Genomic DNA, 16392 nt, shown 5'->3' on the forward strand with positions numbered 1-16392 from the left:
TCCCAAGGGTTGGGCTGTTCGCCCATTAAAGCGGCACGCGAGCTGGGTTTAGAACGTCGTGAGACAGTTCGGTCTCTATCCGCCGCGCGCGTCAGAAGCTTGAGGAAACCTGTCCCTAGTACGAGAGGACCGGGACGGACGAACCTCTGGTCCACCAGTTGTCCCACCAGGGGCACCGCTGGATAGCCACGTTCGGACAGGATAACCGCTGAAAGCATCTAAGCGGGAAACCTTCTCCAAGACCAGGCTTCTCACCTTTTAAGAAGGATAAGGCCCCCCGCAGACCACGGGATCGATAGACCAGACCTACAAAACCAGCAATGGTTGCAGGGAACTGGCACTAACCGGCCGAAAACTTACACACACGCAACCACTAATCCAGCAACCACAACTGCTGCACCCCACCACCAACAACAAACTCAATAAAGTTACGGCGGCCACAGCGACAGGGAAACGCCCGGACCCATCCCGAACCCGGAAGCTAAGCCTGCCAGCGCCGATGATACTACCCACCCGGGTGGAAAAGTAGGACACCGCCGAACACACACAACAAGCCCCGTGCCCCCCAAAACCCTTGGGGGGCACGGGCATATCCACCCCAAAACCACAAAGCCAGCCACCGCAACAAGCCAGCGGATGGGCATCGAACGGCCGCCAACAGCCGGCGCACCACAATCGACAACTACTGTCCTGCAGATGGTTGACGGATCTTCGGCCGACGGCGCTCACGGGTTGCGGGCAGTCGCCGCATCGCTGCTCGGCGACGTGTCGTCCCTAGCCGACGACATGCTCGAGTTCCTTGCCGCGCACATCCCCGCGATCGGTGCTGACGCTGAACTACGCGGGCTGACATTGGGGTCGTGCTCGTCGAATCTTGAGGCGGCGCTGTCGATGGTTCGTCACGGCATCGACGTCGGGGCCGCAGAAGCTCCGGTGACTGCTCTCGAGCACGCCCGGGCGATGGCTTCCCGCGGGCACAGCGTCGACGTGATGCTGCGCTTCTACCGCCTCGGCCACCGTTACTTCATCGAGAAGTTCGCCGAGGCCGTGTCCGCCCAAGTTGAGGATCCGGCCAAGTCGCTTGCCGCCTTTCTCGAAATGGAGCGGTTTGGATTTCGATACATCGATCGCATCTCGACGCTGGTTGCCTCGGAGTACGTCGCCGAGCTCGACCGGCGCCAGAACCAGCACCGGGCCGAACGCGACGATATTGTCCGGGCGCTACTGGCCGACGAACGGATCAACGTGGGCCGCTCGGAAAGGGTGCTCGGCCACATACTCACCGGCAGGCAGTTGGGGTTCGTCTGCTGGGCGTCCGGGAATATTCCAGATCTGGCCGCCGTCGCGCAGCGATTCGCCAAAAGTATTGGTAGCGAACGTGCACTCGTCGTCGCTGACGGTCCGCGCGCGGTATGGGGGTGGGTCGCTGTGACCGCGGAACCGTCCGCTTCAGGCATGGAAAATCTGGTCCGCACCTACCGTCCCGATGAGAAAGTTCACCTCGCGGTCGGTGCGCTGCGAGAAGGGCCGGCTGGATTCCGCATCTCGCATCGTGAGGCATTGCGGGCCAGGCGAATTGCCGAGTTGGCCGGATGGCCCGCTCCGTCGGTCACTGAGTATGGCGACATCGCGCTCATCGATGTGATGTCCAGCGACCTCGGCGCGGCACGAGCCTTTGTCGAGGCGGAGCTTGGCGAGCTCGCTCGCGATGACCCGCGCAGCCGAGACGAGCGAGCAGCGCTGTTGGCCTTTTTCTCAGCGCAGGGAAGCTTGAAGGTGGCTGCCGCCACGCTGGGCATTCACCGCAATACCGTTCTGCAACGGGTCCGCCGCGCCGAGCAGCGCATCGGCACACCGATCCGGACAAGGGTTCCAGAACTTCATGCGGCTTTGCGTGTCTGCGACGTGCTGGGAGCCCCCGCAGCTCAGAACTTGCCGTAATGCATCCGGGGGCATTCCTGCTTCGGTGTGCTGTCAGCACATGGGTGTGTGCCCACACCTTCTTGTTGTCGGGCCCGGGCACTCGGTAGCTTTGCCGAAACCTCGGTCGCCGCAGTGCGACAGGACGGCAGAAGGGACGTGGTTCGTGACGCTGGAGGTGCAGTCGCAGCGAGTTTCGCCGACGGCGACCAATCACACGCTGCCCGACACCGGTGAGAAGATTCCCATGGTGTCGTGGCCGACGGTGGCGCTGTTCGCGGCAGCGGTAACGGTTTTCGGAGTCAGCACCGAGGCGGCGCTGACATCGGCACTTCGTCCCATTCTCACCATCCCGGTCAGTGCCGCGGCGATTTTCGTGCTGTTCACCGTCGTGCACGATGCATCGCATTATTCGATCAGCCGCCACCGCTGGGTCAATCTGGTATTCGGTCGCGTGGCGATGATCTTCGTCTCGCCGCTGATCTCTTTCGAGTCGTTCGCATTCATCCACATCGAGCACCATCGCCACACCAATGACGGCGACGACGATCCCGATCATTTCGTCAGTGGCGCCGCCGGCTGGCAGCTCCCGCTGCGCTTTTCCGTGATGGATCTGCCGTATCTGCGCTTCCTGGCGCGAAACTGGGGCAGCCGCCCCCGTTCTGAGCTCGCCGAGACCGCGGCGCTGATGGGTGTCACGTTGGCCGCGATCGCGGCCGCTGCGTTCACCGGGCACTTCTGGCAACTCGCGATCGTCTATCTCGTCCCCGAACGAATCGCTGTGTTCGTGCTGGCATGGTGGTTCGACTGGCTTCCGCACCACGACCTGAAGGACACCCATCAGGGCAACCGCTACCGGGCCACCCGCAATCGCGTCGGAGCGGAATGGATTCTCACCCCGCTTCTGCTATCGCAGAATTATCACCTCGTCCATCACCTGCACCCGTCCATTCCGTTCTACAAATATGTGGCCGCATGGCGGCGTAACGAAGCCGCGTATCTCGATCGCGATCCCGCTCTCATGACGGCTTTCGGCCAGCAACTCGACGCCGCTGAGTACCGGCGGTGGAAGCGCCTCAACGGTAGGTTGGCCGCACTTGTTCCCATCCACTCGCCGCGGCCGGTCGCCGAAAGAAGCGGTGTCGCTCATCCGGCAGTCATTCGCAGTGTCGAATCGCTGACTCCCGACAGCGTCAAGATCACCTTCGACATCTCTCCAGATCTTCGTGAGCACTTCCGATTCCAGCCGGGCCAGCATCTCACCGTCCACCATCGGGTCGGGCAACAAGATGTGCGGCGGAGCTACTCGATCTGCACGTCTGCGGTGTCGGACGAACTCGCCATCGCTATCCGGCGGGTGCCAGGCGGGACATTTTCCACCTTCGCAACAGCCCATTTGCGTGCCGGTGACAAGGTTCGACTTGGCCCGCCCACCGGCAATTTCGGAGTGCCGTTCGTTTCCTCGGCTCGGCGAACGTACGTGGCGGTGGCGGCTGGTAGCGGCATAACGCCCATCCTGTCGGTCGTGCGCACCGGCCTTGACGTCGAGCCTCAGAGCCGCTTCACCATCCTCTACGGCAACCGCACCACAGCGTCCACCATGTTCCGCAAGGAACTCGACGATATGGAAAAGCAGTTCGGCGACAGGCTCAGCGTTGTGCATGTCCGGTCCCGAGACGGTGGTCAATCGGCCGGCACCCGCGGACGGATCAGCTATTCCTTGGTGCAACAAGTTGTCGGCTGCGAAAGCGGCGACGTCGACCGGTGGTTCCTCTGCGGCCCACAGGAACTGGTAACGACACTGCGGGACAACCTCATCGATGCAGGGGTTGACAGCGAACGCGTGCATCTGGAACTTTTCCGCACCCATGCCGCCGCGACTCCGCCACCGGGGTCCATCGCCTCCGACATGACGGTCACACTGCGGGGCGCCGATCACGACATACACCTCCATGCCGGTGAGACGATCCTCGAAGCGGCACTGCGCAACAAGCTCGACGCACCCTACGCATGTATGGGCGGGGCCTGCGGCACCTGCACCGCCGTGATCACCTCCGGCCAGATGTCGATGGACCAGAATTTTGCCCTGCGCGATGACGACGTCCGGGCGGGTCGTGTTCTCACCTGCCAAGCGCGGCCCACCAGTCGGTCCATCAAGATCGACTACGACGCTCGTTAACGATCGGCCGGCTGTCTCCGCAGGTGTTCCCCGTATCCCGTCGAGACGCGGTGGGCGTACGGCAGGATGACTAGCGAGACCAGGTGGACCGGTTGGCCGATGCAGTGCTGTAGCAGGGACGACGGCACGCAGCCCGTATCCTTTGTCGGGAAGTAGCGACGAGGTTAAGGGTTCGAGTGGGCGACGACAGGCAAGGCGATAGGGATCGGCGACCGAAGAGATCGCCACGGCCCCAGGCTCCCACTTCCGGCCCGGGCCGTGATCGTCGTCCGCAAACCCGGGATGGCTCTGCGGACGACCGGAAGGGACCGTCGATCCCGCGGGAGATCGAGGCCAAGCAACTCGCACCCGAAATCCGGCGGGAATTAAGCACTTTGGATCGCGTCAACGCCGATGCGGTGGCACGCCACCTCGTCGCTGCGGGGGAATTGCTCGACGAGGACCCGGCGGCGGCTCTCGAACATGCGCGGGCCGCGCGGGCTCGCTCCGGCCGGATCGCCGCCGTGCGCGAAGCCGTCGGTATCGCCGCATACCAGTGCGGGGACTGGTCGCAGGCCATCGCGGAACTGCGGGCGGCACGCAGGATGGGCAGCAAGTCCCCACTATTGCCGTTGATCGCCGACTGTGAACGCGGGCTCGGTCGACCAGAACGCGCGCTCGAGCTGGCCCGGGGCGACGAAGCAGCCAAGCTCACCGGCGACGAAGCCGATGAGATGCGCATCGTCATCGCCGGCGCCCGTGCCGACCTCGGCCAACTCGAGCAAGCCCTGACCGTGTTGTCCACGCCGCAACCCGATCCGACCCGCATCGGCACAATCCCGGCCAGGCTGTTCTACGCCTATGCCGAGACCTTGCTGGCGCTCGATCGTCGCGACGAGGCCTTGCAATGGTTTTTGCATGCCGCCGAGGCCGACGTGGAGGGTGCCACTGACGCCGAAGACCGGGCGAGTGAGCTCGGCTGACGTGGCGACACTTGCACAGCAACACGACTGTCTGCTACTCGACCTCGATGGAACCGTATTTCGTGGTCACGAACTGACCGAGGGCGCCGCCGAGGCGCTGGAAAATGCGCCGGGCCGAACGCTATTCGTCACCAACAACGCGTCGCGCAGCGCCGGGGAGGTCGCCGCGCACCTGCAACACCTGGGTCTGCAGGCGGCCGACGTCGACGTGGTCACCAGCGCGCAAAGCGCGGCCCACGTACTGGCCGACCAGTTGGCGCCCCGATCCCGGGTGCTGGTGGTGGGGACCGAGTCGCTGGCCGCTGAGATCACGGCCGTCGGCCTCGAGCCGGTGCGGACCTTCGACGATAATCCCGTTGCGGTGGTTCAGGGCCACTCAACCGACACCGCGTGGGCCAATCTGGCCGAGGCGGCGCTGGCCATCCGGGCCGGTGCGGTGTGGGTCGCGGCCAACATCGACGCCACCCTGCCGACCGAGCGTGGCTTGCTGCCGGGCAACGGCGCGATGGTGGCCGCGCTGAAAGCGGCGACCGACGCCGAACCTCAGGTCGCGGGTAAGCCCGCGCCGACGCTGATGCTGGATGCGTTGGCGCGCGGTGACTTTCAGACCCCATTGGTGGTCGGCGATCGGCTGAACACCGACATCGCCGGCGCCAACGCCGCCGAACTACCGAGCCTGATGGTGCTCACCGGGGTCAACAGCGCCCGCGACGCGGTGTACGCCGTCCCCGAGCAGCGCGCGACGTTTTTCGGTCACGACCTGCGGTCGCTGCACCTGCACGCCGAACAGCTGACGGTCGGCCCGCAGTCGGCCTGGCACATCGACATCCAGGACCACACGATCACGATCAGCACAGCGCGCCGCGACGACGGCGATGGGCTCTCGATCGTCCGTGCCGTCGCCCACGCCGTCTGGTCCACACAGTCCACCAGCGTCACGGCCGGCGACGACACCGCACACGCTGCCCTCCAACAGTGGTCTCTGGCATAAATCCCGTACCGTGGATCAGCGATGAGAACCGGTGCGATCCGGAGAAGACAGGAGGAGCAGCGCCATCAGTATCGACCCCGATGAGATTCGTGCACGGATCGACGCCATCCTCGCTGAGTTGCCGGATCCCGGCAATCCCGAGCAAATGCCCGCCGAAGCCGACCTCGAGGAGCTCGCGCGCCAGCTGTCGGAGGCCCACGACATGCTGGTCCAGGCGCTGGAGTCGGCAGAGAAGGCCTGAGGCTGTCGTGGCGCGGCATACCCGTGTTGATGCCGAACTGGTCCGTCGCGGGCTGGCCCGATCGCGCCAGCAGGCCGCGGAATTGATCGGTGCGGGCAAGGTCAGCATCGACGGTATGCCCGCGGTCAAGCCGGGCACCGCCGTCGCCGCCACCGCCTCGCTGAAGGTCGTCGGCGACACCGAACGCGGCTGGGTGTCGCGTGGCGCGCACAAGCTCATCGGCGCACTGGACACCTTCGGCATCGACGTCGCCGGTCGGCGCTGCCTCGATGCCGGGGCCTCGACCGGCGGGTTCACCGAAGTCCTGCTGGACCGCGGCGCGCGCGAGGTGGTCGCGGTCGACGTCGGCTACGGGCAGCTGGCCTGGTCGCTGCGATCCGACGACCGCGTGGTGTCCATCGAGCGGACCAACGTGCGGCAACTCACGCCCGAGGCGATTGGAGGCGCGGCCGAGACGATCGTCGCCGACCTGTCCTTCATCTCGCTGCGCACGGTGCTGCCCGCGCTGACCGGATGCGCCTGCACCGAAGCAGATATCGTTCCCATGGTGAAGCCGCAGTTCGAAGTGGGCAAAGGTCAGGTGGGCGCCGGCGGGGTCGTCCACAGCCCCGAGTTGCGGGCGGGCGCCATCCTCAACGTTGCCGGCCGGGCCGTGGAGCTGGGCTGGCACACCGTGGCCGTAGCCCCCAGCCCGTTGCCGGGCCCGTCGGGCAACGTCGAATACTTTCTGTGGTTACGCGCCGAAACCAGTCGGGGTTTGGCCGGCGACGAATTGGACCATGCGGTCCACGCTGCGGTCAAGGACGGTCCGCAATGACGACTGAACGCACGGTGCTGCTGGTGGTCCATACTGGGCGCGACGAAGCGACCGAGACTGCGCGACGCATTGAAAAGGTGTTGAGCGACAACAGTATTCGCCTGCGCATTCTGTCAGCCGAAGCCGTTGACCGCGGACCGGTGCCGTTGGGACCAGACGATGGGCGCGCGTTGGGCGTCGATATCGAGCTCGTCGACGCCGACCCCGACGCCGCCGATGGTTGCGAACTGGTCATCGGGCTGGGCGGCGATGGCACGTTCCTGCGGGCTGCCGAGCTCGCCCGCAACGCCAACGTGCCGGTGCTGGGCATCAACCTGGGCCGGATCGGCTTCCTCGCCGAAGCCGAGACCGAGGCCATCGACAGCGTGCTCGAGCATGTGGTCGCCCGCACCTACCGCCTCGAAGAGCGGCTGACCCTCGATATCACGGTGCGGGTCAAGGGGTCCGTCACCGCGCGCGGCTGGGCACTCAACGAGGCGAGCCTGGAGAAAGGCCCGCGGCTCGGCGTGCTCGGGGTGGTCCTCGAGGTCGACGGCCGGCCGGTGTCGACATTCGGGTGCGACGGGGTGCTGGTCTCGACGCCGACGGGGTCCACGGCCTATGCGTTCTCTGCCGGCGGCCCCATCTTGTGGCCCGATCTCGAAGCACTGCTGGTGGTGCCTAACAACGCGCACGCGCTGTTCGCCCGGCCGATGGTCACCAGCCCGGACGCGCGCATCGCCATCGAGATCGAGGCCGACGGGCACGATGCCCTGGTGTTCTGTGACGGTCGCCGCGAGATGCTGGTGCCGGCCGGCGCGCGGCTGGAGGTGCAACGCTGCGACGCGTCGGTGAAATGGGCCCGGCTGGACAGCGCGCCGTTCACCGACCGTCTGGTGCGCAAGTTCCGGCTGCCGGTCACCGGCTGGCGCGGACGGTAGCCGGTGCTTGCCGAGATTCGGATCGAATCGCTGGGCGCTATCAGCGTTGCAACGGCCGAGTTTGACCGCGGGCTAACAGTTTTGACGGGCGAAACCGGCACCGGCAAGACGATGGTGGTCACCGGTCTGCACCTACTCGGCGGGGCCCGCGCCGACGCCAACCGGGTGCGCTCTGGGGCCGAGCGTGCCGTCGTCGAAGGACGTTTCAGCACTGCCGATCTCGACGATAAGGTGGCGGCGGCCCTGGACGAGATGCTGGACGGTGCCGGAGCCGAACGCGACGAGGACGGCAGCCTCATCGCGCTGCGGTCGGTCAACCGCGACGGACCGTCGCGGGCCTACCTCGGTGGGCGCAGCGTGCCGGCGAAATTTCTGGGCGAATTCACCGCCGAACTGCTGACGCTGCACGGACAGAATGATCAGCTCCGGCTGATGCGGCCCGACGAGCAACGCGGAGCTCTCGACCGTTTTGCCGGCGTCGAGGCCAAGCTGGAGAAATACCGCAAACTGCGCGACGCATGGCAGACGGCCCGACATGACTTCGTCGACCGCAGCAACCGGGCGCGCGAACTGGCCCAGGAGTCCGACCGACTGAAGTTCGCGCTCGACGAGATCGACACGGTTGACCCCGCGCCCGGTGAGGACGACGCGCTGGTCGGCGATATCCGTCGACTCTCGGAGTTGGACGCGCTGCGCGAGGCGGCATCCGGCGCGCGAGTCGCGTTGTCCGGCACGGGCGATGACGCCACCGCCGATCCTGCGGCACAGTCGGCGTCCGGGGCCGACTGTCTGGCGCGCGCCAAAGCGGCGTTGGAGTCAACCGACGACACAACGCTGCGAGCATTGGCGAACCAGCTTGACGAAGCGCTCTCAGTGGTCGGCGACGTATCCCGCGAGCTCGGCGGGTATCTGGGCGAATTACCCTCTGACACCAGCACATTGGACACCAAGCTGGCCCGGCAAGCGGAGCTGCGTAGTCTTACCCGTAAGTACGCCGCCGACATCGACGGTGTGTTGGTGTGGGCCCGCGAAGCGCGAGACCGGCTCGCTCAGCTCGATGTCTCCGAAGAGGCGCTGGCCGGCCTGCAGCGGCGTGTCCATCAACTAGGCATCGAATTATCAAGCGCGTCGGCCGAACTCAGTAAAGCTCGCACCCAGGCCGCCAGGCGGCTCGCCAAGGAAGTCACCGGTGAGCTGTCGGGGTTGGCGATGGCTGATGCCGAATTCACCATCACGGTGTCGCCCATGCCGGCCACCGCCGACGATGCCACGGCGCTGACGCTGGCCTCCGGCGCTGTTGTGCATGCCGGAGGGGACGGCGTCGACCTGGTCGAGTTCGGCTTTGCCGCGCATCGCGGAATGACGGTGCTGCCGCTGGCCAAAAGCGCCTCGGGCGGCGAGCTGTCACGAGTGATGCTCGCACTGGAGGTGGTGCTGGCGGCGTCGACGAGCGGCACCACGATGGTTTTCGACGAGGTGGACGCCGGCGTCGGTGGACGCGCGGCGGTGCAGATCGGCCGGCGCCTGGCGCGGCTGGCCCGCAACCGGCAAGTCATCGTGGTGACGCACCTGCCACAGGTCGCGGCCTACGCCGATATCCATCTGATGGTCGACACCAACGGCACAAACGGCGCCAGCGGAGTGCGGCGCCTCGACGGCGACGACCGGGTTGCCGAGCTGGCCAGAATGCTGGCCGGGCTAGGCGATTCCGACACCGCACGCGCCCACGCCCGCGAGCTACTCGATGCCGCAGACCGTGACCGGATTGCGACCTGAAAAGGCCACCTGAGCATGTGACAGGTGTGACACGATATTACTTCTGAGGCATTTGTTACGGCGCGCCTCCCCGCGCATTCTCGGGTTCCCCGACAGAATCGCGTCCATGAGCGTGACCACCACCTTGTCCTCATTGCTTTCCCGCAACACATCGCGGCCAGGGGTCGTCGGAACCGCCCGAGTCGACCGCGACATCGACCGGTTGCTGCGCCGGGTGTGCCCGGGCGACATCGTGGTCCTCGACGTGCTGGACCTGGATCGGATTACCGCCGACGCACTCGTCGACGCGGAGATCGCCGCAGTGGTCAACGCATCCCCATCGGTGTCGGGCCGCTACCCCAATCTCGGACCCGAGGTCCTGCTGGCAAACGGCGTCACACTGATCGACGAGACCGGCACCGAGGTATTCAAGAAAGTCAAAGACGGCTCGAAGGTCCGCCTCTACAACGGTGGCGTCTACGCCGGCGACCGGCGACTGATCAAGGGCACCGAACGCACCGACGAAGAGATCGCCAGCCTGATGCAGGAGGCCAAAAGTGGATTGGTCGCACATCTGGAAGCGTTCGCCGGCAACACTATTGAGTTCATTCGAAGCGAGAGCCCGCTGCTGATCGACGGCATCGGCATTCCCGACGTCGACATCGAATTGCGCCGCCGCCACGTCGTCATCGTCGCTGAAGAGGAAGACGCGGCCGAGGATCTCAAGCGGCTCAAGCCGTTCATCAAGGAGTACCAGCCAGTCTTGATCGGAGTCGGCACTGGCGCAGATGTGTTGCGCAAGGCCGGTTATCGGCCGCAGCTGATCGTCGGCGACCCCAGCAATCTCAGCGCCGAAGTCCTCAAAAGCGGCGCCCAGGTTGTCTTGCCGGCCGATGCCGACGGCCACGCCCCGGGCCTGGAACGCATCCAAGATCTCGGGGTTGGCGCCATGACATTTCCCGCCGCCGGTTCCCCGGCCGACCTGGCGCTGCTGTTGGCCGACCACCACGGCGCTGCGCTGCTGGTGACCGCGGGCCACCGCGCCAACATCGAGACGTTCTTCGATCGGACCCGTCAACACAGCAACCCCTCGACCTTCCTCACCCGGTTGCGGGTCGGTGAGAAAGTGGTGGACGCCAAAGCCGTTGCGACGTTGTACCACAACCGGATCTCCGCTGGTGCGATCGCGTTGCTGATCCTGACGATGTTGCTCTCCATCGTCGCCGCCCTGTGGGTATCGAGGACGGACACGGTGGTTCTGCACTGGGCCACCCTCTACTGGAATCACTTCCTGCTCTGGCTGCAGCACTGGATCCACTAGGACGGTCGTGACGTGATATCGCTTCGCCAGCATGCGATTTCGTTGGCCGCCGTATTTTTGGCCTTGGCGGTAGGCGTCGTGCTCGGCTCGGGTTTGTTGTCCAACACTATGGTCTCCGGACTGCGCGACGAAACCCGGAATCTACACAACGAGGTCAACGGGCTCAACGGCCAGAAGGCTCAACTGGATGCAAAGGTCGCTTCTGCCAACGCTTTCGACGTACAGATGGCCGGGCGGATGGTCCACGACGCGCTCAGCGGCAAATCACTGATCATCTTTCGGGCTCCCGACGCCAGGGACGACGACGTCGATGCGGTGGCCAAGATCGTCACGCAGGCTGGGGGAGCGGTCACCGGCACGGTGCTTTTGACTCAGGAATTTGTCGACGCCAACTCGGCGGAGAAGCTGCATTCGGTGGTCAACTCGTCGGTGCTGCCCGCCGGCGCCCAGCTGAGCACCACACTCGTCGACCAGGGATCGCAGGCCGGGGATCTGCTGGGGATTGCGTTGTTGATCAACCGCGATCCGGCGGTCCCGCCGGCCGACGACGCGCAACGCGACACCGTGCTGGCCGCGCTTCGCGACACCGGTTTCATCTCTTTCGGCAACCAGCACATCGGCGCATCGAACGCTGCCGCGGTCCTCACCGGCGGCTCGCTCAGCGAGGACGCCGGCAACCAGGGCGTCAGCGTGGCCCGGTTTGCCGCGGCACTGGCACCGCACGGTTCGGGGGTGATGCTCGCTGGACGCGACGGCTCAGCGGATGGGCCCGCCGCGGTTGGCGTAGCCCGCGCCGACGCCTCGGTGACCCCGGTGATCAGCACCGTCGACGACCTCAACGCCGAGTCCGGCCGCATCACGGTGGTCCTGGGTGTGGCCGATTTGATCAATGGCGGTCACACCGGGCAGTACGGCACCGGCCGCCGCGCGACCGGCCTCACCGTTGCGCAGTAGGCCCAAGCCCCCTGCGGACGATGCGGACGATGCTGGGCGTGTCAGCGACGAGGTGCTGCAGGGTTTGTTAGGGTGGTTTTCCGTGGGTCGGCAGGCCCAAAGCTGGACAACAGCCCTCACCAGAGGCTAGCCCTGCGCCGTATTCACGGAGGTCGCCACATTGCGCAAGCATCCGCAGACCGCCACCAAGCATCTCTTCGTCAGCGGTGGGGTTGTCTCGTCACTCGGTAAGGGCTTGACCGCGAGCAGCCTGGGGCAGTTACTGACCGCGCGCGGGCTGCGGGTGACGATGCAGAAGCTGGATCCCTACCTCAACGTCGATCCGGGCACGATGAACCCGTTCCAGCACGGCGAGGTGTTTGTCACCGAGGACGGCGCCGAAACCGATCTCGACGTGGGCCATTACGAGCGCTTCCTCGACCGCAACCTGCCCGGTTCGGCCAATGTCACCACCGGACAGGTCTATTCGACCGTCATCGCCAAGGAGCGCCGCGGCGAATATCTCGGTGACACTGTCCAGGTGATTCCGCACATCACCGACGAGATCAAGCGTCGTATCCTGGCGATGGCCGAACCGGGACCCGACGGCCACCGGCCAGACGTCGTCATCACCGAGATCGGCGGCACCGTCGGCGATATCGAATCCCAGCCATTCCTCGAGGCCGCGCGCCAGGTGCGCCACGACATCGGCCGCCAGAACGTCTTCTTCCTGCACGTGTCGCTGATCCCGTACCTGGCGCCGTCCGGAGAATTGAAGACCAAGCCCACCCAGCACTCGGTGGCCGCGCTGCGCAGCATAGGTATCACCCCGGACGCGCTGATCCTGCGCTGCGATCGCGACGTGCCAGAGCCGCTGAAAAACAAGATCGCGCTGATGTGTGACGTCGACATCGACGGCATCATTTCCACTCCCGACGCGCCGTCGATCTATGACATCCCGAAGGTTCTGCACCGCGAGGAGTTGGACGCCTACGTCGTGCGGCGGCTCAATCTGCCGTTCCGCGACGTCGACTGGACCGAGTGGGACGACCTGCTGCGCCGGGTGCACGATCCGCAAGAAACTGTGCGAATTGCGTTGGTGGGCAAGTATATCGACCTTTCGGACGCCTATCTGTCGGTGAGCGAGGCGCTGCGCGCGGCCGGCTTCAAACATCGGGCCAAGGTCGAGATCCGCTGGGTGGGCTCCGACGACTGTGAGACCGCACACGGAGCGGCCGCGGTGCTCGACGACGTCCACGGCGTGCTGATCCCCGGCGGATTCGGCATCCGTGGCATCGAAGGCAAGATCGGCGCCGTTTCGTATGCCCGGTCGCGCGGATTGCCGATCCTGGGACTGTGCCTGGGCATGCAATGCATCGTGATCGAAGCTGCCCGGTCGGTCGGTTTGACCGGTGCCAACTCCGCAGAGTTCGACCCAGACACCACCGATCCCGTCATCTCGACGATGGCCGACCAGAAGGAAATCGTCGCCGGCGAAGCCGACCTCGGCGGCACCATGCGCCTGGGCGCCTACCCGGCCGTGCTCGAGCCGGGTTCCATTGTCGCCCAGGCATATCAGGCGACAGAGGTATCCGAGCGGCACCGGCATCGCTACGAGGTCAACAATGCTTACCGCGACCGGATCGCCGAGAGCGGCCTGAAGTTCTCCGGCACCTCTCCCGACGGGCACCTGGTCGAGTTCGTCGAATATCCGCCGGAGATGCACCCGTTCGTGGTCGGCACCCAGGCCCATCCCGAGCTCAAGAGCCGGCCGACCCGACCGCATCCGCTGTTCGCCGGCTTTATCGGCGCGGCGATCGAGTACAAGGCGGGCGAACGGCTGTCTCTGGAGATGCCCGAGCAACGCGTCGACGGCAGCGAACACCACGAGAACGCAGAGCCATCGCTGCCTGAGCCCGAACCCGTTGCTCGTGGGTGAGCACATCTTCGAGACGACCTCGTCCGAGACGCTGCATACCGGAAAGATTTTCGCGTTGCGGGCCGACCGCGTCCGGATGCCGAGCGGGCAGGTCGTGACGCGGGAGGTCGTCGAGAATTACGGCGCGGTGGCTATTGTGGCCATGGACGATGCCGGCCGGGTTGCGCTGGTGTACCAGTACCGCCATCCCTTCGGCCGGCGCCTGTGGGAGCTGCCCGCGGGGCTCCTCGACGTCGACGGCGAGGCCCCGCATGTGAGCGCCGCCCGCGAATTGCGCGAGGAGGTCGGCCTGGCGGCCGAGAACTGGCAGCTGTTGGTCGATCTCGATTCCGCACCGGGTTTCAGCGACGAGTCGGTGCGGGTGTTTTTGGCCACCAGCGTGCGTGAGATCGAACGGCCCGAGGCGCACGACGAGGAAGCCGATATGACAATGGAATGGGTCTCCCTCGCCGACGCCGTACGCCGGGTTTTCAGTGGCGAGATCGTCAATTCTCTTGCAGTGAGCGGACTTTTGGCGGCACACGCGGTTGTCGGGGGAATCGCGGCGGCGCGTCCGGTCGACACACCGTGGATCGACCGGTCGACAGCATTCCGGGCCCGCAAGGAGGCCGAGCGGTGACGACGCTGGCACCGCCGCTGGAAAGCCAACTGCAGGGATACCTCGATCACCTGACCATCGAACGCGGCGTCGCGGCCAACACGTTGAGTTCCTATCGTCGGGATCTGCGGCGGTATTTCGATCACCTCACTACCCGCGGCGTCGACGACCTGGCCAAGGTCAGCGAGAACGACGTGAGCGAATTCCTGATGGCGCTGCGCCGCGGCAATCCCGACAACGGCGTCGCGCCCCTGTCCGCGGTGTCGGCAGCGCGGACCCTGATCGCCGTGCGCGGGCTACATCGATTCGCCGCGGCCGAGGGTCTCGCCGAATTCGACGTCGCGCAGGCGGTCAAGCCGCCGACACCGAGTCGGCGGCTGCCCAAGAGCCTCAGCCTCGATCAGGTGCTTGCGCTGCTGGCCGGCGCCGGCGGCGACAGCCCCTCCGATGGCCCGTTGACGTTGCGTAACCGTGCGCTGCTCGAACTGCTGTACTCGACCGGCGCGCGGATTTCCGAAGCGGTCGGCCTCGATCTGGACGACGTCGACACCCAGGCGCGGTCGGTGCTGTTGCGCGGGAAGGGCGGCAAGCAGCGACTGGTGCCGATCGGCCGGCCCGCGGTGCAGGCGTTGGACGCCTACCTGGTGCGGGGCCGATCCGAGTTGGCGCGCCGCGGACGCGGCACTCCCGCGATCTTCCTCAACGCCCGCGGTGGCCGGCTGTCGCGGCAAAGCGCATGGCAGGTGCTGCAGGACGCCGCCGAACGGGCGGGCATCAGCTCGGGGGTATCGCCGCACACGATGCGGCACTCCTTCGCGACGCACCTGCTGGAGGGTGGCGCCGACGTCCGCGTGGTCCAGGAGTTGCTCGGCCATGCCTCGGTGACCACCACGCAGATCTACACCATGGTCACCGTGCACGCGCTGCGCGAAGTCTGGGCCGAGGCCCACCCGCGGGCGCGTTAGCCGCCAGTTCAGCGCCATCCCTCAATCGCGAGCGTGCGTGTCTGTACGTCGACACGCCGCCGATGCCGTAAATCTGTGCACGCTCGCGCCCGACTCTCAGAACGACCACCGCAAGAAGGGAATGCGCCGCCTCAGACCCATGAGCGCCCCCTAGCTCGCGGGGCCACCCGCCGGCGCTGCCAAATTCGCTGGTGACGTTGTTGCGGGTCTGCCGGCGGCAGCGCTGGTAACCGTTAGACTCATCTGCCATGCCCGCCGTTGCCCGACCTACCGCGCTTGGGGCAGCGCCATGACCGAGGATGCTGACGCGGGCAGCGAGATCGGCCTGACCGGGCGCGCAGCGCGCCCAATCCCCGAGCCCAAGCCGCGCACGTCGCACGGACCCGCCAAAGTCATCGCGATGTGCAACCAGAAGGGCGGCGTCGGCAAGACCACCTCGACCATCAACCTGGGCGCTGCGCTCGCCGAATACGGCCGCCGGGTGTTGCTGGTGGACCTGGACCCGCAGGGTGCGCTGTCCGCCGGCCTGGGTGTGCCGCACTACGAGCTGGAACACACCGTCCACAACCTGCTGATCGAGCCGCGGGTGTCGCTGGACCATGTGCTGATGCACACCCGGGTCAAGAACCTGGACCTGGTGCCCAGCAACATCGACCTGTCCGCGGCCGAGATCCAGCTCGTCAACGAGGTGGGCCGCGAGCAGACACTGTCCCGCGCGCTACATCCCGTGCTGGACCGCTACGACTATGTCCTGATCGACTGCCAGCCATCGCTGGGCTTGCTCACTGTCAACGGCCTGGCTTGCTCCGACGGCGTCATCATCCCGACCGAATGTGAGTTCTTCTCGCTGC

The 16392-nt window shown here is 65.9% G+C and carries 14 protein-coding genes and 2 rRNA genes; all 16 read left to right on the forward strand.

The genetic code is table 11. The annotated features are described in order from the left end of the window. A 23S ribosomal RNA gene (locus AC2VOG_RS17935) occupies nucleotides 1–364 on the forward strand; the annotation flags it as partial. Nucleotides 365–429: 65 nt separating this feature from the next. After that, nucleotides 430–542, forward strand: a 5S ribosomal RNA gene (gene rrf / locus AC2VOG_RS17940). Between the two features lie 154 nt (nucleotides 543–696). After that, nucleotides 697–1941, forward strand: a complete 1245-nt coding sequence (locus AC2VOG_RS17945) for a PucR family transcriptional regulator (RefSeq protein WP_486941194.1) — start codon at nucleotides 697–699, stop codon at nucleotides 1939–1941. A 145-nt stretch (nucleotides 1942–2086) separates the two neighbouring features. After that, nucleotides 2087–4099 carry a fatty acid desaturase gene (locus AC2VOG_RS17950; protein WP_486941195.1) on the forward strand — a complete coding sequence of 671 codons (2013 nt, stop codon included), beginning with the start codon at nucleotides 2087–2089 and terminating at the stop codon, nucleotides 4097–4099. A gap of 176 nt (nucleotides 4100–4275) precedes the next feature. Then, nucleotides 4276–5061 (forward strand): tetratricopeptide repeat protein, encoded by a 786-nt coding sequence (locus tag AC2VOG_RS17955; protein ID WP_486941196.1) that lies wholly within the window; start codon nucleotides 4276–4278, stop codon nucleotides 5059–5061. A gap of 1 nt (nucleotide 5062) precedes the next feature. After that, nucleotides 5063–6052: an HAD-IIA family hydrolase gene (locus AC2VOG_RS17960; RefSeq protein ID WP_486941197.1), complete on the forward strand. Its 990-nt coding sequence runs from the start codon at nucleotides 5063–5065 to the stop codon at nucleotides 6050–6052. Between the two features lie 64 nt (nucleotides 6053–6116). Further along, nucleotides 6117–6293, forward strand: coding sequence for a hypothetical protein (locus AC2VOG_RS17965; RefSeq protein ID WP_486941207.1), 177 nt, complete (start codon nucleotides 6117–6119; stop codon nucleotides 6291–6293). Between the two features lie 7 nt (nucleotides 6294–6300). Further along, complete coding sequence (locus AC2VOG_RS17970; protein WP_486941198.1) at nucleotides 6301–7110, forward strand: TlyA family RNA methyltransferase; 810 nt, start codon at nucleotides 6301–6303, stop codon at nucleotides 7108–7110. After that, on the forward strand, nucleotides 7107–8030 hold the full coding sequence (locus AC2VOG_RS17975; protein WP_486941199.1) for an NAD kinase: 924 nt from the start codon (nucleotides 7107–7109) through the stop codon (nucleotides 8028–8030). The genes AC2VOG_RS17970 and AC2VOG_RS17975 overlap by 4 nt, the downstream gene beginning before the upstream one ends. Before the next feature lie 3 nt (nucleotides 8031–8033). Further along, entirely contained in the window at nucleotides 8034–9806 is a 1773-nt protein-coding gene (gene recN, locus AC2VOG_RS17980) for a DNA repair protein RecN (protein WP_486941200.1), read from the forward strand. Between the two features lie 106 nt (nucleotides 9807–9912). Continuing rightward, entirely contained in the window at nucleotides 9913–11106 is a 1194-nt protein-coding gene (steA, locus tag AC2VOG_RS17985) for a putative cytokinetic ring protein SteA (RefSeq protein ID WP_486941201.1), read from the forward strand. Nucleotides 11107–11118: 12 nt separating this feature from the next. Further along, complete coding sequence (locus AC2VOG_RS17990; RefSeq protein WP_486941202.1) at nucleotides 11119–12060, forward strand: copper transporter; 942 nt, start codon at nucleotides 11119–11121, stop codon at nucleotides 12058–12060. A 160-nt stretch (nucleotides 12061–12220) separates the two neighbouring features. Beyond that, a complete protein-coding gene (gene pyrG, locus AC2VOG_RS17995) occupies nucleotides 12221–13978 on the forward strand; it encodes a CTP synthase (protein ID WP_486941203.1) in 1758 nt (585 codons plus the stop codon). Continuing rightward, a complete protein-coding gene (locus tag AC2VOG_RS18000) occupies nucleotides 13971–14597 on the forward strand; it encodes an NUDIX domain-containing protein (RefSeq protein ID WP_486941204.1) in 627 nt (208 codons plus the stop codon). Before pyrG ends, AC2VOG_RS18000 begins: the two co-directional genes overlap by 8 nt. Beyond that, nucleotides 14594–15541, forward strand: coding sequence for a site-specific tyrosine recombinase XerD (xerD, locus tag AC2VOG_RS18005; RefSeq protein WP_486941205.1), 948 nt, complete (start codon nucleotides 14594–14596; stop codon nucleotides 15539–15541). Before AC2VOG_RS18000 ends, xerD begins: the two co-directional genes overlap by 4 nt. 289 nt (nucleotides 15542–15830) lie before the next feature. Next, nucleotides 15831–16392 (forward strand): ParA family protein (locus AC2VOG_RS18010; protein WP_486941206.1); only part of this gene is annotated, 562 nt, incomplete at its 3' end.

Source organism: Mycobacterium sp. TH-M11, from assembly GCF_057473725.1.